Annotated in this window: 18 protein-coding genes and 1 pseudogene; 6 read left to right on the forward strand and 13 right to left on the reverse strand. The window is 70.6% G+C overall.

Annotation, left to right across the window (positions count from 1 at the left end; genetic code table 11):
- Positions 1–323 precede the first annotated feature (323 nt).
- The 3 genes from BR85_RS07250 to BR85_RS07260 all read right to left on the reverse strand — a co-directional run bounded on the left by BR85_RS07250 (position 324) and on the right by BR85_RS07260 (position 3,430).
- On the reverse strand, positions 324–1,346 hold the full coding sequence (locus BR85_RS07250; protein ID WP_028495933.1) for an FUSC family protein: 1,023 nt from the start codon (positions 1,344–1,346) through the stop codon (positions 324–326).
- Positions 1,347–1,592: 246 nt separating this feature from the next.
- Entirely contained in the window at positions 1,593–2,375 is a 783-nt protein-coding gene (locus BR85_RS07255) for an ABC transporter permease (protein ID WP_028495934.1), read from the reverse strand.
- On the reverse strand, positions 2,372–3,430 hold the full coding sequence (locus tag BR85_RS07260; RefSeq protein ID WP_028495935.1) for an ABC transporter ATP-binding protein: 1,059 nt from the start codon (positions 3,428–3,430) through the stop codon (positions 2,372–2,374). Before BR85_RS07260 ends, BR85_RS07255 begins: the two co-directional genes overlap by 4 nt.
- Positions 3,431–3,491: 61 nt before the next feature.
- On the opposite strand from BR85_RS07260, the gene BR85_RS07265 reads away from it, so the two are divergent.
- Together BR85_RS07265 and BR85_RS07270 are read left to right on the forward strand one after the other, a co-directional pair.
- The gene (locus BR85_RS07265) at positions 3,492–4,481 is read left to right on the forward strand and encodes a helix-turn-helix transcriptional regulator (RefSeq protein WP_028495936.1); all 990 of its coding nucleotides are present in this window, start codon (positions 3,492–3,494) and stop codon (positions 4,479–4,481) included.
- Positions 4,482–4,517: 36 nt separating this feature from the next.
- Complete coding sequence (locus tag BR85_RS07270) at positions 4,518–5,180, forward strand: DNA alkylation repair protein (RefSeq protein ID WP_081782684.1); 663 nt, start codon at positions 4,518–4,520, stop codon at positions 5,178–5,180.
- Positions 5,181–5,357: 177 nt separating this feature from the next.
- Here BR85_RS07270 and BR85_RS07275 read toward each other — a convergent pair whose 3' ends face one another.
- The 4 genes from BR85_RS07275 to BR85_RS07290 all read right to left on the reverse strand — a co-directional run bounded on the left by BR85_RS07275 (position 5,358) and on the right by BR85_RS07290 (position 9,083).
- Entirely contained in the window at positions 5,358–6,635 is a 1,278-nt protein-coding gene (locus tag BR85_RS07275) for an MFS transporter (RefSeq protein WP_028495938.1), read from the reverse strand.
- Between the two features lie 274 nt (positions 6,636–6,909).
- Positions 6,910–7,074, reverse strand: a complete 165-nt coding sequence (locus BR85_RS15520; protein ID WP_036272313.1) for a hypothetical protein — start codon at positions 7,072–7,074, stop codon at positions 6,910–6,912.
- An 85-nt stretch (positions 7,075–7,159) separates the two neighbouring features.
- Entirely contained in the window at positions 7,160–8,527 is a 1,368-nt protein-coding gene (locus tag BR85_RS07285; RefSeq protein ID WP_028495939.1) for an HNH endonuclease signature motif containing protein, read from the reverse strand.
- An 88-nt stretch (positions 8,528–8,615) separates the two neighbouring features.
- Positions 8,616–9,083: an IclR family transcriptional regulator gene (locus BR85_RS07290; RefSeq protein WP_051526195.1), complete on the reverse strand. Its 468-nt coding sequence runs from the start codon at positions 9,081–9,083 to the stop codon at positions 8,616–8,618.
- Positions 9,084–9,207: 124 nt separating this feature from the next.
- Here BR85_RS07290 and BR85_RS15670 point away from each other — a divergent pair.
- Positions 9,208–9,579: pseudogene (locus BR85_RS15670) on the forward strand (SDR family NAD(P)-dependent oxidoreductase); the annotation flags it as partial.
- 2 nt (positions 9,580–9,581) lie between these two features.
- Here BR85_RS15670 and BR85_RS07295 read toward each other — a convergent pair.
- The 4 genes from BR85_RS07295 to BR85_RS07310 form a co-directional block, all read right to left on the reverse strand.
- Positions 9,582–10,190, reverse strand: a complete 609-nt coding sequence (locus BR85_RS07295; protein WP_028495941.1) for a DUF305 domain-containing protein — start codon at positions 10,188–10,190, stop codon at positions 9,582–9,584.
- Complete coding sequence (locus BR85_RS07300) at positions 10,187–12,310, reverse strand: heavy metal translocating P-type ATPase (protein ID WP_028495942.1); 2,124 nt, start codon at positions 12,308–12,310, stop codon at positions 10,187–10,189. The genes BR85_RS07295 and BR85_RS07300 overlap by 4 nt, the downstream gene beginning before the upstream one ends.
- Before the next feature lie 85 nt (positions 12,311–12,395).
- Positions 12,396–13,601, reverse strand: a complete 1,206-nt coding sequence (locus BR85_RS07305) for a 4-hydroxybenzoate 3-monooxygenase (RefSeq protein ID WP_197018590.1) — start codon at positions 13,599–13,601, stop codon at positions 12,396–12,398.
- 90 nt (positions 13,602–13,691) lie between these two features.
- On the reverse strand, positions 13,692–14,522 hold the full coding sequence (locus BR85_RS07310) for a Crp/Fnr family transcriptional regulator (protein ID WP_155947963.1): 831 nt from the start codon (positions 14,520–14,522) through the stop codon (positions 13,692–13,694).
- Between the two features lie 50 nt (positions 14,523–14,572).
- Here BR85_RS07310 and BR85_RS07315 point away from each other — a divergent pair, with 50 nt between their 5' ends.
- Positions 14,573–15,088 (forward strand): hypothetical protein, encoded by a 516-nt coding sequence (locus BR85_RS07315; RefSeq protein ID WP_155947964.1) that lies wholly within the window; start codon positions 14,573–14,575, stop codon positions 15,086–15,088.
- 52 nt (positions 15,089–15,140) lie between these two features.
- Here BR85_RS07315 and BR85_RS14895 read toward each other — a convergent pair whose 3' ends face one another.
- Positions 15,141–15,815 (reverse strand): phosphatase PAP2 family protein, encoded by a 675-nt coding sequence (locus BR85_RS14895; protein ID WP_051526196.1) that lies wholly within the window; start codon positions 15,813–15,815, stop codon positions 15,141–15,143.
- 114 nt (positions 15,816–15,929) lie between these two features.
- Here BR85_RS14895 and BR85_RS07325 point away from each other — a divergent pair, with 114 nt between their 5' ends.
- Entirely contained in the window at positions 15,930–16,328 is a 399-nt protein-coding gene (locus tag BR85_RS07325; RefSeq protein WP_051526197.1) for a nuclear transport factor 2 family protein, read from the forward strand.
- 214 nt (positions 16,329–16,542) lie between these two features.
- Here the strand turns inward: BR85_RS07325 and BR85_RS07330 are convergent, their stop codons facing one another.
- A complete protein-coding gene (locus BR85_RS07330; protein WP_028495946.1) occupies positions 16,543–17,070 on the reverse strand; it encodes a hypothetical protein in 528 nt (175 codons plus the stop codon).
- Between the two features lie 194 nt (positions 17,071–17,264).
- Here BR85_RS07330 and BR85_RS07335 point away from each other — a divergent pair, with 194 nt between their 5' ends.
- Entirely contained in the window at positions 17,265–17,867 is a 603-nt protein-coding gene (locus BR85_RS07335) for a DUF998 domain-containing protein (RefSeq protein ID WP_028495947.1), read from the forward strand.
- The last annotated feature ends 23 nt before the right edge of the window (positions 17,868–17,890 follow it).

The following is a 17,890-nucleotide window of genomic DNA, read 5'->3' on the forward strand; positions in this document are numbered from 1 at the left end:
CGGCGCGAACTGACACCAATGCGCCGGGCGCCAGGGAGCGCGCGGGATTGGGGTCAGTCGAGGTCGCCTCGGGGGCCCTGTTGCGGCGCGAACTGACACCGATGTGCGGGGCAGCCAGGGAGCCCGGGGTTTGGGGTCGCTCGAGGTCGCCTCGGGGACCCTGTTGCGGCGCGAACTGACCCCAATTCGCGGTGCAGCCAGGGAGCCGGCGGGACTGGGGTCACTCGAGGTCGCCTCGATGAGCCCCAGGCGGCGCGAACTGACACCAATGCGCCAGGCAGCCCAGGGTGAGCAGTGCGCCACACCACCCCTGCCAGCCCGGGTCAGCGCGGAGCGCGGCGGCGCAGCGCGGCCGAGGCCACGGCCACGGCCGTACCGATCGCGACCCCGATGAGCGTGTCGAGGGCGCGATCCGCGAGGAGCGTCCCCGGATCGGCGGGGGCCACGAGCTGGATCATGAGCAGCGCGAGCGGGGTCACGAAGAGCATCGCGATGCCGTAATTGCGGCCCACGTAGAGCTCGGCGCCCACCTGGCACAGGACGGCCACGCCGATGGTCGCGAGCGGCGGCAGGTCGAGAGCGAGAAGCCCGGCCGCGATGAGCACGCCGAGCAGGGTGCCGGCGAGGCGCTGCAGCCCGCGGATGACCCGCGCCGTGAGCCGCGCGCCGCCGAGCGCGGCGACCGCGCCCACCATGGCCCAGTACCAGTGATCGCCGATCAGGGCGAGACCCGCCAGACCGGCCAGCACGGCGCCGATCCCGACGGTCACGGCCTGCGCGACGGCATCCCGGGACGACGGCGTCCGCCGCCGCTCGACGGGACCCAGCCGTCCTCGGCGGCGCGAATACGCGATCGAGGCGGTGAGAGCGATGCTGAAGGCGGCCGACGCTCCGCCGACGACGAGCACGTCGAGGAAGGAGCGCGGATCGGCCGGCAGGCTTGCGCAGGCGCCGGTGGCGAAGACCGCGAAGAGAGCACCGGGCGGATGCCATCGCCACGCCGCCGCGAGGAGCGTCACGACCGTCGCGATGAACGCGACGACCAAGACGCGGATCCCGGTCGACGCCTCGAGCACGGCCGCTGCCGTGCCGATGAGCATGACGAGGATGAGCATCCCGCCGGCGGCGGCCTGCATCCGGATGCGGTCGGCGTATCCGTCGTGCCGGCCGTAGAGCGAGGCGAACGCGCCGAAGCTCGCGTAGATGCTGAGGTCGAGGCGTCCGATCGCCCAGAGGACCAGCAGCGGCACGGCCAGCGAGATCGCAGCCCGCGCGGCGACGCGGTGGTCGCCGCGGTGCGGCGCCAGGGCGACGAACCCCGACCAGAACCCGCGCGCCGCACCCATCCCTCGATCGTAGGTGCGGCACCAGTGCCTCCCGGGCCGCGTGCGCCGCGGATCGGTGTCAGTGGACGTCGCCTCGGCCGCCGCGGCGCGGCGCGAAGTGACACCGATTCCCGCGCGTTCGACGCGGCGCGAATACGCGCTCGACGCGGCGAATACGCGCTCGAGGTCGCCACGAGGGGCAAGGGGTCGGGTGGGGTCGCCTCGATGCCTCCGAGGCGACCACAACCGACCCCAAAGCACCGAGCGTCAGCTGCTGCGGCGCATCGACCGGATGCCGACGGTCAGGCCGACGGCGGCGAGCGCGAGCGCCGCGACCCAGCCCCACAGCACGACGGGGCTGCCGATGTCACCGGCGAACAGGACGCGCTCGGCCTGCACGACCCAGTTGATCGGGTTGACGGTCGCGACCGCCCGCATCCACGCCGGACCGGCGTCGAGCGGCAGCAGCATCCCGGAGAGGATCAGCAGCGGGAAGATCAGCGTCTGCTGCACGCCCCAGAACAGCCACTCGCGGTCCTTCGTGGCCAGCGCGAGCGAGTACGAGAGCGAGCCGAGCCCGACGCCGAACACGGCGAGGAGCAGCAGGCCGATCACGAGGCCGCCGACCTGGATCGTGAAGCCGAACGGCCACGCGATGAGGACGATGATGAGGCCCTGCACCATGATCGGCGCGACCTCCTTGAGCGCCCGCCCGACCAGGAGCGACGAGCGTGCCAGCGGCGCGACGAGGGTCCGCTCGTGCGAGCCGGTCATCATCTCGTACTGCAGGTTGGACCCCACGGCTCCGGTGCCGAACAGCACGATCATGACGAGGACGCCGGGGACGAACCACTGCAGCGTCTCCCCCGCCGGCGCGCCGGACTGGCCGATGAGCAGGGGTGCGAAGAGCCCGAGGAAGACGAGGGGCTGGAGCAGGCTGAAGATCAGCGTGAAGGGGTCGCGCACGACGGCCTTGAGCTCGCGTGTCAGGACGTTCCACGTGTCGCGGGCGGCGTTCTCCCGCACCGGGGTCGAGGTTGTCGTGGTCATCGGATCGCTCCTGTCTGGTGTGCCGACGCGGCCGGCTCGTCGGATGCCGTGGATGCCGCGGCATCCGTCTCTTCCTCGCCCGGCGCCCCTTCGCCGGCCTCGCGCAGGGTGCGACCGGTGAGCGCGAGGAAGACATCGTCGAGGGTGGGCGGGACACCGGTGGCCCGCTCGACGCGGAGCCCCTCGGCATCCAGGGCCCGCACCGCGGCGGGCAGCAGCCGGTCGCCGTCGGGGGCGGTCAGCGTCACGGAGGCGCCCTCCCGTGCGACGTCCCGTTGGGCGAGGCGTCGCACGATGTCGACGGCCCGCTCGGCGTCACCGTCGGAGCCGAAGCCGAGGGTCACGACGTCGCCCGCGAGCTCCGCCTTCAACCGCGTCGCGGTGTCATCGGCGATGACGCGACCGCGGTCCATCACCATGACGCGCTCGGCGTACCGATCGGCTTCCTCGAGGTAGTGCGTCGTGAGGAACACCGTCGTGCCGTGCTCGGCGCGCAGGCGCAGGATGTGCTCCCACAGGTTCGCCCGGCTCTGCGGGTCGAGGCCCGTCGACGGTTCGTCGAGGAACAGCAGCGGGGGCGCGTGCATGAGCCCGAGGGCGATGTCGAGGCGTCGCTTCTGCCCGCCCGAGAGCTGCTGCACCGTGCGCGTCGCGAACGAGGCGAGGTCGAGCGATGCGATGAGCTCGTCCGCACGGGTGCGGGCGTCGGGGGCCGGCATCCCGTAGAACGCGCCCTGGCTGAGCAGCTCGTCGCGGACGCGCTGCGAGAAGCTGCCGCTCGTGAGCTGCCCGACGTACCCGATGCGCGCTCGCACGGCGGCGGGACTGCGGAGGATGTCGTGACCCACGACGCGCGCCGTGCCGGCCGTCGGCGGGAGGAGGGTCGTCAGCATCCGGAGGCTCGTCGACTTGCCGGCGCCGTTGGGCCCCAGGAAGGCGACGAGTTCACCGCGCGTGACGGTGAACGTCAGGTCGGTGACGGCCTCGACGGTCTTCTTCTTGACGGTGAAGCGCTTGGTGAGTCCCTGCGCCTCGATGATCGGTTGGTTCGTCATGCCGCGAGCGTAGGATCGGATGCGGACAGATCCTGTCCTGATCGCCGAGGAAGATAGTCCCATGTCCTACACCACGTCGCGTGCCCTCTCGCTGCTGAACCTCCTGCAGACGCACCGGCACTGGCCCGGTTCCGATCTCGCCGACCGGCTGGGTGTCACCGAGCGGACCGTACGACGCGACGTCGAGCGGCTGCGCGAGCTCGGGTATCGCATCGAATCCTCCCCCGGTGCCGCCGGTGGCTACCGGCTGGAGGCCGGCAGTGCGCTGCCGCCGCTGCTCCTCACCGACGACGAGGCCGTCGCGATGGCGATCGGGCTGCGGGTCGCGGCAGCCCAGCGACTGGTGTCGGGGCCGGAGACGACGCTCACCGCGCTCGCGAAGCTCGAGCAGGTCCTGCCCGCGCCGCTGCGCCGACGGGTGACCGCACTGGCCGAGGCCGTGCAACCGGCGGGCCTGAACGCCGGCGCGGCGGTCTCCGGCGAGGTGCTCGGCGAGCTGGCGCTGGCGTGCCGCGACCACGAGCGGGTGCGCTTCACCTACACGTCGACCGCCGGCGAGGTGACGCGCCGCCGCGTCGAGCCGCACGCCCTCGCTCCCGCCGATCGGCACTGGTACCTGCTGTGCTGGGATCTCGACAAGGCGGATTGGCGGACCTTCCGGGTGGACCGGCTAGCGGATGTCGAGCACACGCGGGTGCTGTTCGCACCGAAGCCGCTGACCGCCGAAGAGATCGAGGAGTTCGTGCTGGTCGCACGGAGCTGGGTGCGGCAGGCCGTCGAGGCGGATGCCGTGATGGAGCTGCCGATCGACGACATGCGCGCGTACTTCGGTCAATGGGGGCAGGGCGCCGAGCCGGAGGACGAGTCGCACACGCGCTGGCCGGTCGGCGGTGCGGACTTCCGCGAGACGATGTACGGCCTCACCTGGATTCCCGCGGGGGTCGAGTACACGCTCGACCTCGCGGAGCCGGCACGCGGCGAGTTGCGCGAGGCGATCGAGCGGATGCTGCGGGCGATCGACGCTCCTCCCCCGATGCCGCGCGAGCGGTGACGCGCCTACGCTGGATCCAGTATGCGAGGAGGAGCCATGGCGACGGTCGACGAGGTCCGGACGGAACTGGCGGCGCTGGAGGACCCGCGCATGCGCGAGGTGAACGAGCGGCACGGCGATGACCACGGCGTGAATCTCACGAAGCTCCGGGCGGTTGCGAAGAAGCTCGGCACCGATCCCGACTTCTCCCGCGAGCTGTGGGCGACCGGCGAGACGCCGCTGCGCCTCGTCGCGCTGCTGATCGCCAAGCCGCGTCACTTCACGGCCGACGAGCTGGATGCCATGCTGCGCGAGGCGCGCGTACCCAAGGTCGTGGACTGGCTCGTCAACTACACCGTCAAGCCCGGCCCGCATGCCGAGGAACTGCGGCGCCGGTGGATCGACGATGAGGATGCCACCGTGTCCGGCGCCGGCTGGGCGCTGACGGCGCACACGGTGACGAAGAAGCCCGAGCTGCTCGACCTGCCGGCGGTGCTCGACACCATCGAGGCGGAGATGAAGGACGCGCCCGACCGCCGGCAGTGGGAGATGAACACGACGCTCGCGATGATCGGCATCCATCACCCGGGCCTCCGGCCGCGCGCGCTCGATATCGGCGAGCGGCTCGAGGTGCTCAAGGACTACCCGACCCCGCCGAACTGCACGTCGCCGTTCGCGCCGGCGTGGATCGGCGAGATGGTCGGCCGGCAGGGGCGTTAGCGGGGTCGCGGACCTCCCCCGCCGGCTCGGGGCGGGTACGCCTGCGAAGCACACTGCAGGACCGGGCGTGACTGCTGGGGCAGGTGTGGCTCAGCGGGCCCACTGGTAACGGCCGATCCTGCGCATCGCGCCGCGCAGCCGGCGATGATGGGGCGTGAGCGGTGACGACGCGCCCGGTCACTCCTCCTGCGGGGAATCCTCCGCGTCGAGAACCGGCGGGGCGGCGGCGATGTGCGAGATCGAACGCCAGACCAGCACGAGCGTGATGGCCGATCCCGCGAACGCGAACCACCACGGCGCTGTGAGGCCCCACGCCTGCGCGATGAGCCCGCCGAGGAACTGCCCGATGACGAGGCCGCCGAACACCCCGACCATGTTGACGGAGGCGATGCGGCCCTGCAGCGGGAGGGGTACCAGGCGCTGTCGCACGGTGGTCGAGATCGTGCCCCACACGAACGCGTAGGCGCCGAAGCCGAACATGATGATGAACGCGACGACGCCGGAGGTCGTGAGTGCGAAGGAGAGGTGCATGAGCACCTCGAGCGAAAGGCAGACGCGCATGAGCGTCGCGAATGACACGTGCCGCTCGAGCCAGCCGAAGCATCCCGTGCCGATGAGCCCGCCCAGCGCCGACGCCGTCGTCAGCGCCCCGAACCCGACGGCGCCCATGCCCAGGTGCTCCGTCGCGTAGAGCACGAGGATGCCCCACGGGGCCGCCCACGTCACGTTGAACACGAGGATGATGACGACGAGCGTCCGAACGGGCGCGTTGCCGCGCAGCCAGCGCAGACCCTCCCGGATGCGGTGGCTCGTCCCCGCGGGAGTGGCGTCGGTATCGGCATCCGGATCGGGGATCTGCGTCCGTGCGATCCGGGAGATGAGGATGACGGCGAGGCTCACGCACAGGATCTGGACCAGGAACGGCCAGAACGACCCGAGCGCGAAGAGGAAGGCGCCGAGCGGCGGGCCGGCGAGCTGATTGCCGACGAGGAACCCGGCCTGCAGTCGCGCGTTGCCGATCCCGAGGTCGGCGGGGCGCACCATCATCGGCAGCAGCGTGCTTCCGGCGGTGTCGGCGAACACCTCGGCGGTGCCGTAGAGGAACGACGTGACGAGCACGATCCACACCGTGACCTGGCCCGTCGCGAGGAAGACGACGAGGCCGAGCACGATGACGGCCCGCGACGCGTTGGCCACCATGACGAGCCTGCGCCGGTCATGGTGATCGGCGATGGACCCGGCGAGCAGCCCGAACAGGAGCCACGGCAGGAACTGCATCATCGCGCCGGCCGCGACCAGCAGCGGCGACGAGGTGAGCGAGGCGATGAGCAGCGGAGCGGCGGAGAGGGCGATGCCGTCGCCGATGTTGCTGGTCCAGGAGGACGCGAGGAGCCAGCGGAAGTCGACGCCGAGCCGGCGGGGTGCTATCAGCTCGCCGAGCGAGCGCCGCGACATGCGCCTCTGTTCGCCGTCCTCGCCCTCCGCCGCCCCCGCTCCGCTACTCGGCATCGGCCGGCGTCGTGGCGAAGGCGGGGTGGGGCTCAAGACACATGGATTAGAGGGTACCCCGCGGCTCCGACGCGCCGCGGGCGCTGTCCGCGGACAGGCGTCGGAATGTCGCGGGTCTCACCGGGGCCGGATGAACTTCAGGCCGAGAAGCACCGCGATCACCTGCATGGTGAGGCGCGCGGCCGCTGAGGCAGGGGCCACGGGCCTGCGGTGCCGCTGATCAGGTCTTCTTGTTCGTGGCGTTTCGCCGGATGAGTCCGAAGAGGATGGTGCCGACGAACAGGACGATCCCGATGAGCCCGAGCCAGAACAGCCCCTCGAAGACGAAGCCGACGATCGACAGCACGACCCACACCACGAGCAGGATGATGAGAACTGTCCACATGTCGCTCACGGTACGCGCGATGTCGCGGACAGGATAGGGCTCCGCCGCGTCGCCGCCCGGACGGGCGTGCGCAGCGGGATGCGGATCAGAAGGGGGCGTCTTCCGCGCCCGGAGGGACGTGCTCGGCGAGCGAGAAGGCGACGGCCGGTGTCGGTGCGTCTTCGCGGTAGATCGTGCCGAGGGGTGACGTCCATTCGAGGACCCCACCCCCCAATTGTCGGACCCGCCAGGCGGTGAACTGCTTCATCGAGTGATGCCGCTGGCACAGGCACCCCAGATTCCGCGTCTCGGTCTTCCCGCCCTTCGCTGCGTCGTGCGTGTGGTCGATCTCGCAGCGGATGGCCGCCAGCCGGCATCCGGGGAAACGGCAATGCTGGTCACGCGCCTGCAGGTATCGCCTCATCGGCATCGGGACGCGGTAGCTGTCCACGGCGAGCACCGTTCCCCTCACGGGGTCGGTCACGAGCCGCTCCCAGGTGGGGGCGTCACCGGCGAGCCGCCGTGCGGTGCCCGCATCGATCGGGGACCGGCCGACGAGGTCGCACGGCTCATCCGCCCCGCCGATCGCGACCGCGGGGACCACGACCTGCACCCGAGCGCGGATCGCACCCAGCGGACCCGCGGTCGTGTCGTACGTGTCGTCGAGCGCCGGAGTCCCCGCGAGGAGCAGGTCGGCGAAGACGTCGGCGCGCACCTGGTCGGTGGTCCGTGCGTCGGTGCTGATGACCTCGCGTCGGTCGTCTGCCGACGGCACGGCATCCTGGCCATCGGCGGGCGCCTCCGCGCCGGCACGCTCGTCGCGCGTGTCGATGATCGCCCGCGCCTGCCGCGTGAGCCGGTCGTGGATGCCTTCGGCGATCACGGTGGGGAGGGTCGCGATCAGATCCGACATGCCGTTCTGACCGGGCATCAGCCGCACGCAGCGCTGGGCGGCAGCCGCTTCGTGCCGCTCGCTGAACGACCGCGGATGCATGCGCTGCGCGAGGATCTCCAGCTCCGCCCGCACGCGGTTCGGCGTGTCCTTCCGGCAGCGTTCGATCGCGACGGCTTCGAACGCCGGTCGCACCTCAGCGGGGAGGACCACCCCGGCATCCACGATGACCATCACATGTGCACGCGTGATCGCTCCCTGCTCCCACGCACCGAGCGCGGCCGGGTAGTCCTCGACGATCGTGCGCGCCTCATCGATCCGGCGCTGCACCGTGCGGTCGGTGACGCGCATCGCGCCGCCCAATTCCGCCGCGATGGAGCGGACCGCCATCTCATGCGCCTGCACCACGGCGGGCGCCCCGGCGGCCTGCTTCTCGGCCAGGCGACCGGCGCGGGCGAGCAGGCGCAGCTGCGCGATCTGGACCAGGGACAGCCGGCGCTCGACGCCTGCGACCTCGTAGACGAGGTCGGTGAGCGCAGCGAGATCTGCGTCCGATCCGAGGGCCTCCGCCGTGCTGGTCATGCCTCCATTGTGGCGAGGGCCTCCGACATTGCGGCTGCTCCGGCGCGACTCCCCACGGGCGCCGAGGAGCACCCGCATCCCCCATCGCTCAGCTCGGCGAGGCCACCTCGTCGGCGACCTCGATGAGGTCGCGCGCCCACTTCGCACCGAGCTCCCGCGTGTACCGGGCGATCGGGACGGCGATGCTGATCGCGGCGCGGTGCCCGCCGGGCCGACCCACCGAGATCGCCATGGCGGCGAGGCCCAGCTCGCTCTCCTCGAAGTTCCAGGCGATGCGACTCTCCCGCACGTCGGCGAGCTGGTCGAACAGCGAGTCGAGGTCGACGTCGAGGTGCTGCCCGCGCGGCCCCGCCATCGCGAGTGCGTACCGGGCCCGTACCTCCTCGTCGGTCAGGTCGGCCAGGAGGGCCTTTCCTCCCGACGTCATGTGCGCGGGCAGCCACACCCCGACCCGCAGGCCGAAACGGAGGAACTGCGAGGTCGCCTCGATCCCGTCCAGATGCTGGATGCGGGTGCCCACGAGCGTCGAGATGTGCACGGTCTCCCCCGTGCGCACGAACAGCGCACGCCGGACTCGCCGCCTTCATCGCGTCACGTGACTCGTCGTTCACCACGGGCTTCGTCTTCGACGCCTCCGGTGGACGCGCCGACTACTGAGCCCGAACCCGAGGAGCAACCCCATGGCCCAGATCATCCGCAGCGCCGTCGTCACGGGAGGTGCCGGCGGCATCGGCAGCGTCCTGTCCGACCGCCTGGCACGCGCCGGCTACCGCGTCGTCGTCGCCGGCGCCTCCGCCGAGGCCGCCGACCGCGTCGTCGCGGCGCTCCCCGGCGACGGCCATGTCGCCGTCGCCGGCGACCTCACCCTCCCTGAGACGAACCGCGCCGCCATCGCGGCGGCGCGGAACGAAGGCCTGTTCAGCGTGCTCATCAACGGCGTGGGCATCTCGCCGAAGGAGCAGGGACGCAAGCGCCCCTTCTACGACGTCTCGCCCGAGGAGTGGGACCTCGTGATGGCGGTCAACGTCAAGGCACCGGGAGCGCGAACCGCCGGTCAGAGGCTCGCGAGGATGTCCTCCATGGTGGCGATCTCCGCGGTCTGCGACACGATGATCCGCTCCGCGAGGGCCACCACGTCGCGGTTGCGCCCGTCGTCGACCTCGTCCTCCGCCATCTCGATGCCGCCCCGGTGGTGATCGATCATCTCCTCGAGGAACAACCGGGATGCTTCGACCCCGGTCGCGTCCTCGAGGGCTCGCATGTCCGTGTCCGACATCATGCCTCCGTGGCCCATGTCGCCCATGTCGCCCATGTCGCCCATGTCGCCCATCGGCAGATCCCACTCGTCGAGCCAGGACTCCATCAGCTCGATCTCGGCGCTCTGGTCTGTTTTGATCTGATCGGCGAGGCGGACGACACGGGGGTCGATCCCGTCCGCCGCGGTGACGAGATCGGCCATCTCCACGGCTTGCTCGTGGTGCGGGATCATCATCATCGTGAACCGCAGGTCCGCGGTGTTCACGTCCTCGGCGACCGACCTGGACGACGGTCCCATCCCCGGCATGTCGTCTGATCCGCGGCCCCCGGTGATGTACGTGCACCCGGCGAGGGTGAGGACAGCGGTCAGGGTGATCGCGGCGATCGTCGCAGCGCGGCGCTTCATCCGGTGCCTCCTCGGTCATGCCCCGTGACGGTGTCCGGGCTCAGGTCCAGGCGGCGCAGCAGCTGCGCGTTGAGCGCGACGACGACGGTGGACAGCGACATCAGGAGCGCACCGATCGACATCGGCAGGACGAAGCCGATCGGGGCGAGCACACCGGCCGCCAGCGGGACCGAGATCAGGTTGTAGCCGGCCGCCCACCAGAGGTTCTGCTTCATCTTCCGGTAGCTCGCACGCGACAGCTCGATCACCGACACGACGGAGCGGGGATCGTCGCTCGCGAGGATCACGCCGGCGGATGCGATGGCGACGTCGGTGCCGGCGCCGATCGCGATGCCGACGTCGGCCTGAGCGAGCGCGGGGGCATCGTTCACGCCGTCGCCGACCATCGCGACCTTGCGGCCCTCGCCCTGCAGCTCTTTCACGGTGGATGCCTTGTGCTCCGGCCGGACACCGGCGAAGTACCGGTCGATCCCCACGTCATGGGCGACGGCGGCGGCGACGGCTTCGGCATCCCCGGTGATCATGACCACCTGCACGCCGCGCTCCTGCAGCGCGCGGACGGCGGCGCGGGACTCGGGGCGGATCTCGTCGGCCAGTCGCAGCGCGCCGGCCACCGCCCCGTCCCGCAGAATGTGCAGGATGATGGCCCCCTCCTCCCGCCATGTGTCGGCGATGGGCAGCTCGGCGACGCCCTCCTGCTCGAGCAGGTACGGGCCTCCGACCTGCACTGTCCGCCCGGCGGCACGCGCCCGGACGCCCACCGCCGGCGACGATGCGAAGTCCGTCGCGGCGGGCACGGCGAGCCGCTTCTCCTTCGCGGCGTTCACGATCGCGCGGGCGAGGGGATGCTCCGAATCGGCCTCGGCCGCCGCGGCGAGCGCCAGCAGCGCATCGGCTCCGATCGCCTCGCCGGCGGGCTCGACGGCCGTGACGGCGGGGGCGCCTCGCGTGAGCGTCCCGGTCTTGTCGAACAGGATGGTGTCGACCGTGCGCATGCTCTCCAGCGCGAGCCGGTCCTTCACCAGCACGCCGCCGCGCGCGGCGCGCTCGGTCGCGATGGACACGACGAGCGGGATCGCCAAGCCCAGCGCGTGCGGGCAGGCGATGACCAGGACCGTGATGGTGCGGACCACCGCGTCTTCCGGCATCCCCACGATCGTCCACACCACGGCGGTGATCACGGCGGAACCGAGCGCGAACCAGAACAGCCAGGCCGCGGCGCGGTCGGCGATGCGCTGCGCCCGTGAGGAGGAGTTCTGCGCGTCGGTGACGAGCTTCTGGATTCCGGCGAGCGCGGTGTCGTCGCCGACCGCGGTGATCTCCACACGGACGCCGGAATCGGTGGCGACCGTGCCGGCCACGACCTGGTCGCCGTCGCTGCGCCGCACCGGGCGGGATTCACCGGTGATCATCGATTCGTCCATGCTCGCCGAACCCTGGACGATCCGGCCATCCGCGGGGACTCTCCCGCCCGGACGCACGACGACGAGGTCGCCGACCCGCAACTCCGCCGGCGCGACCGTGACGGTCGCATCCCCCTCCACTCGTTCGGCTTCGTCCGGCAGCAGGGCGGCGAGCGAATCCAGCGCGGACGTGGTCTGGGCGAGCGAGCGCATTTCGATCCAGTGGCCGAGCAGCATGATGACGATGAGCAGCGCCAGCTCCCACCAGAAGTCGAGCCCGTGGTCGACGAGACCGAGACTCGCGCCCCACGAGGCGAGGAACGCGACGGTGATCGCCATGCCGATCAGCAGCATCATGCCGGGCGTGCGGGCCTTGAGCTCGGCGACGGCGCCCGTGAGGAACGGCGCGCCGCCCCAGACGTACATCACCGTTCCCAGCACGGGTGAGATCCACCCGACCCATGCCGCATCCGGCAGCGGGTAGCCGAGGACCATGGCGAACATCGTCGAGAAACCCACGACCGGGACGGCGAGGATGAGCATGATCCAGAACAGACGCCGGAACGTCGCGACGTGGTCGCCGTGACCGGCGTGATCGGCGTGGTCGTGCGCGGCGTGGTCGGCCGCCGGGGCGTGTCCCATCGCCGCGTGGTCGTGCTCGGCGGTCCCCGCGTGCCCGTGACTCGGCACGTGATCGTGGCGATCGTCCTGGCTCATCGAGCCTCCTTCGCGACGTGCAGGTGGTGCCCTTCGCACGATACCCCCCTGGGGTATTCGCACAACCCCCTGACCACGCCGGCTCTCAGCCGAACAGGCCCACGTATCCCTCCATCAGCGACTGCTGTGCCGCCCGAGAGCCGACCAGTCTTTCGAGACGAGCAGATGCGAGCCGGTCGCGGCGCACGGGGTCGGCATCCGGCATGACGTGCAGCAGGTCGGTCATCTCGATCGAGAAGTCGATGCGCTGCCACGCGCGTTGCAGCGCGACCCGAGAGTAGCCGCTGAGCAGGTCTTCGTCACCGTGCGAGTAGTACCGTGCGAACGCCTCGCCGAGCGACTTGGCGTCTGCCGCCGCGAGGTTCAGGCCCTTCGCGCCCGTGGGGGGAACGACATGGGCGGAGTCGCCGAGCAGGAACGCGCGGCCCTGCCGCATCGGCTCCGCGGCGAAGTACCGCAGCGGCGCCACCGCCTTCTGCAGGATCTCGCCGCGGTTGAGCTGCCACGGCTCATCCGTGGCGACGCGCGCCTCCAGCTCGTCCCAGATCCGCTCGTCGGGCCACTCGTCGAGCGAATCGGACACGTCGACCTGTACGTAGTGCCGGCTCAGCTGGGGTCCGCGCGCCGAGATGAGCGCGAATCCGCGTGGACTGTACGCGTAGACGCCGGTGTGGTCGCTCGGCGGTGCGGATGCCAGGATGCCGAGCCACCCGAACGAGTACTCGAAGTCGTACGAGCGCACGGCTGTCGACATCGCTCGCCGCGTCGGTCCGTGGAAGCCGTCGGCGCCGGCGATGAAATCCGCCTCGATCGTGTGCGGCACGAGACGGTCGGGGTCTGCCTCATCGGGCGCGCGGAAGCTGATGGACGGGGAATCGGAGGTGAGGCCGGCGAGCGCGACATCCTGCGCATCGAACACGATGGTGTCGCCGTCCTCGAGGCGCGCCGCAATGAGGTCTTTGACGACCTCCTGCTGCGGATAGCGCGTGGTCCTCTTGCCGGTCAGTCCGTAGATGTCCAGCTCGTGGGTCGCACGATCGAAGCGGAACTTCGTCGACTCGTGGAAGACCCCCTCTTCATGGAGCCGCTTCCCCACCCCGAGATCCGTCATGAAGTCGACGGTGCTCGGTTCGAGCAGCCCCGCACGCATCCGCGATTCCACGTAGTCGCGGTCGCGTGCTTCGACGATGATCGAGGAGATTCCGCTGTTGCTCAACGCCTTGCCGAGCAGAAGCCCGGCGGGACCGGCCCCGATGATGGCGACCTGGGTTCGCATGGTGACGCTCTTCATGCGCCGAAGCGTAGGGGGCGGGCGGAGCGGGCGGCTGTGACTTTTGTCCGCCGCGCGACGTGGATGCGCTGCGGCACCCGCAGCCGCCCGTCAGGGCAGAGGGAGGAGGTCGCCCCCGAGGATCCGCCCCACCGCGGTCAGATCGCAGATTCTCACGCCACCGCGGACGGGGCTGACGACACCGTCATCCTGCAGTTTCCGGAGCTCGCGAGACACGACTTCCCGAACCGTCCCGATGGAGCCCGCGATCTCCTCGTGGCTGGTGAGCACCGCGAGGTCGCCGTGCACCGGTTTGGCCGTTTCGATCAAGTAGGACACCACGCGGATGCGCACCGATGCGAGCGCGCTCCGGGCGAGGACAGCCTGATCCCGCATCGCCTGTTCGGCGACGGCTGCCGCGATCTCGCATCCGACGCGAGGATCCGTCATCGCGTATCGGCGGATCAGGGCGATCGGAACGCGCAGCAGCGTGACCTCCGACAGGGCGGATGTCGTCACGGCACGGTATCCGAACGGGCCGTCCTCGCGATCGTCGAGTTCGGCCTGCGACAGCTGCAGCGCGAGCGCCCGCAGACCGAGCACCTCGCCCGGACCGCACAGCCGAATGGCCAGCATCCGCCCGTCAGGAGACCCCACCGCGAGCTTCAGCTCGCCGTCGACGACCAGCGATACGGCGACCGCCCGTGTGAGGTGTTCCCCGCGGTACACGCTCGCGCCGGGCGCGAACGACGCCATGCCGGACTGATCGAGAATGCTCTGCTGCTGGTCGGGCGTGAACCGGCCGAAAAGCGTGCGGCTCCACACTTCTCGGATGCGCTCCTGCGAGCTGGCTTGCATCCCGACCTCCGATGAAATCGTAGTCTCCGGCCGCGCGGTCACCGGCGAGAGCCCGACCCACGGGCCTATCGCCTCGCGTGCCATGCCGGTAGCCTCGGCGGAAACGCCCGTCCGGAACAGTGAGGCGAGGTGCGATGAGAAGTCGATCACGGCGGATGCCGGCCCTTGCCGTCGCCGTCTGTATCGCCGTCGTCGGAGTCCTCTCCGGATGCGCGCAGTCCAGTTCGAGCAGTCGGCACAGCCTGTACGAGAGCATCGACGAACTCGCCGCGGACAGCTCCTCCATCGTCATCGGTAGCGTGACGGCGCAGTCCATGCAGGACGGGGCGACCGTCTCCTCCGTCGAGGTGACGAACGCACCGGCGAACCCGCAGCTCGGCGCTAACCTCGCCGAGGACGTGGACCCCGCCCCGGTGGGCGCGACCGTGGAGGTCCGGCAGGACGCCCCGCCGTTCCTCGAGGCTCAGGAGCAGTACCTGCTGTTCCTGACTCCGACAGGGTTGTCGGGGTCGCAGGCGACCCAGTTCTTCATCACAGGATCCGTCGCAGGCCTGTACGTCCGGGACGGGCAGGAGTTCCGCCGGGTGGTCGACGACAGCGGCGACACCCTCCCCGACACGATCGCCACCACAGGGGACGAAAGCGGATAGCGGCTCGGGACGGGAGGCTTCCGCGTCCCTCCGCCGGGGCCGTACCTGCCCTCTACGACATCAGCTCTGTCCGCACCACGGCGGCGCTCCACCGTCCCAGCGCGGCGCCCGCGATCGTGTCGGAGATGTGGTGCTGACCGCGGTACACCCGCGAGAACGCGATTGCCGAGGGGATCACGTACCGAAGGAGGGGTCCGAGCAGCCGCGCGCGACGGGCACCGTGGCGCTCGAGCAGGTCGGCAAGCGTGCCGTGCAGCGCGAAGGCCGCCGCCGTGTGCCCCGACGGGAATGACGACGTCGCGTGCGGAGGCTCCGGGCGCCACACGCCCTCGGGGCGTGGCCGGCCCACCAGCGCCGCGGATGCGACGAAACACGCGGTCTCGAGGGCGAGCACCGCGGCAGGGGCGATCGCGGAGCGCCGGTCGCGCGTCAACAGCCACGTGACACCGCACCAGAGTGCCCCGTTGGCGATGGTCTGCGGCACGCCGGAGTACCACGAGAGCGGCTCGGTGGTCCGGTCGATCACCTCGCGTGGCGTGCTCAGGACAGCGGGATCAGTCGCGGCGGCGGGTTCGTCCGATCGGTGGCCGAACGCGTTCTGGAGTGCCCGCACGGCCCGGCCCTCACGGGGGTCGTCGCCGCCGAGGAGCCGCACCGCCCGGCCCGTCGCGGCGAGCACGGCGATCGCGCCGAGCCCCGGCAGGACGACGGCTCGCAGCAACCGCATGCCCGTAGCCTAGTGGCGCAGTACAGGCGCGGACCGAGTCCCGCGTCGATCCTCACGCCGCCGCAGGCCTGGGGGCCACTCGAGCTGAGTCGCTCGTCGGCGTAGGGTGCCGTCATGGCGGACCTCACCGTTCTCGGCAAGCTCCGTGTGATGTTCGGCACACCGGGCGGGGACGTGGAGCACGCTGAGGAGCTATATCACGAGGATGCTGTCCTGGAGTTCCCACAGTCTGGTGAGCGATACGACGGGCGTGAGGTGTTCACGTCGTGGCGGAGCCAGTACCCCGCCAGCGTCGCCTTTGAGGTCCTTCGTGTCACCGTCCGAGACAACGTGGCCGTGGTCGAGCTGACCGCGAGCTACGACGGCGGGGCGCCGATGTTCGGTGTGAGCATTCTCGAGTTCCGCGGGGAGAAGATCGCGCGCGAGCGCGTCTATGTCGCTGAGGGATGGGACGCCCCGGAGTGGCGCAGACCTTGGTTGTCGACGGTGCCGGTCGACAACCCCGGATTGTGAACTACGTCGTCCATCTCACCGATGGCGGGCAAGCCGCTCGGCGTCACGGCAATGTATGTTCCTGACTCGGCCGCTGGATCGAACGGGGAGCTCGTGCCGGGCGCCGCGCCGGCGATCTCAGCGATTGGCCCCGCGAGCGCTGGTCGCGCCGCTGGCCTGGGCACCTCATCCCTCCGAGGCTGGTTCTCTCGCCGCGACCCCGTGATGCGACGGTTCAGCTCAACTCGGCGCAGATATCACGGCTGCGGCCGACGTTCCGCCCCAACGTGGTCACGCCATCGGCGGTGTTGGTGAGCTCGACGACGCCGATGTAGAGGGTCGTCGAGGGACCCGCCGGGTTGTCTGTAGGAAAGAGGATGACCAGGTTGTGGCCGGTGTCGCGCGTGCGGGATGAGCCGTCGGCGTAGGTCGTCGTGGTCTGCGTGAACCCTCTGCCTGGAAGGGTCACCGATGCGCCGGTCTCGGTGTTGGTCACCACATAGGTCGAGCCTTTGCCGGCCAGCCTCACCATGGAGTTGCCGTCTCTGTCGACCCGTTCTCGGGTCACCGTGTTCGCCTCCGTCACTGCTTGCAGGCTCACCTCGAAATCGCAGGCCAGACCCGCCGGGAGCACGATCGGGTCCGCCGCGATCGCCGCGGCCGGCACCGCGAGAGCCGTAAGTGCGATTCCCAGGACCGCCGCCGCACCGACTCGTTTCCGGGTCGAGAACATCGTGACCACCTCGTCGTCGTCATGCGGCATGGATTCTCGAGCGCAACGAGCGGGTCATGGACGGCCCAGAGTGCCGCTGCGAGCAGTGTGGCACTCGGCGGGATGCGAGCGGGGCCGAGCTGGCCGGAGGCGACGAGCACCGTCAGCGTGGGTCGCGATCTGCCGCCGGATAGAGTGCGGCGCAGGAGGATGCCCTTGACCGCTGCAGGTATGGCCGTCGGACGGTGAGCGCCGCGGTGTTCGCTGCCGTGACGGCGCTCGTCGCCGGCGGCGTCACGGTTGCACTGGTCGCAGCCCTCCATGTCCTCGAGCCCGAGTACGACCCGTCCTGGCGGATGATCAGCGAATACTCCCTCGGGCGATACGGATGGGTCATGCGTCTCGCCTTCGCGACGATGGCCATCAGCCCTGCCGCGACATGCGTCGCCCTGTGGCCGTTCGGTGGCGCGTGGACCCTCTGCCTGGCCGTCGTCGCACTGGGCGCGCTCGGTGCTGCGTTCATCGACGCGGATCCGATCACGACTGCGCGCGCTCACGCTACGTCTGTGGGTCGGGCGCACACGGTGCTCGGCACTGTGCTGCTCGCCGGCTTTCCGCCTGCCGCACTGATCGCGGGGATCGGGGTGGCGCCGTCGCTCGGTTGGCTGCCGGCGACAGCATCCGTCGTTCCGTTCGCCGGCCTGGTGTGGTTCGTGCGTGCCGCCGCCCCAGCCCGCGGGCAGGGCGGCTCGCCGCAGATCCGAATCGGGTGGCCGGACAGGATCTGCCTCCTCGCTTACCTCGCGTGGGTGGTCGTCGCCGCGATGGGCGTGCTGCGTGCCGCGTGACCCAATGGCGCTCGCTAGCCTGA

This window comes from Microbacterium sp. UNCCL10 (assembly GCF_000746195.1).
Classification (GTDB): Bacteria; Actinomycetota; Actinomycetes; order Actinomycetales; family Microbacteriaceae; genus Microbacterium; species Microbacterium saccharophilum.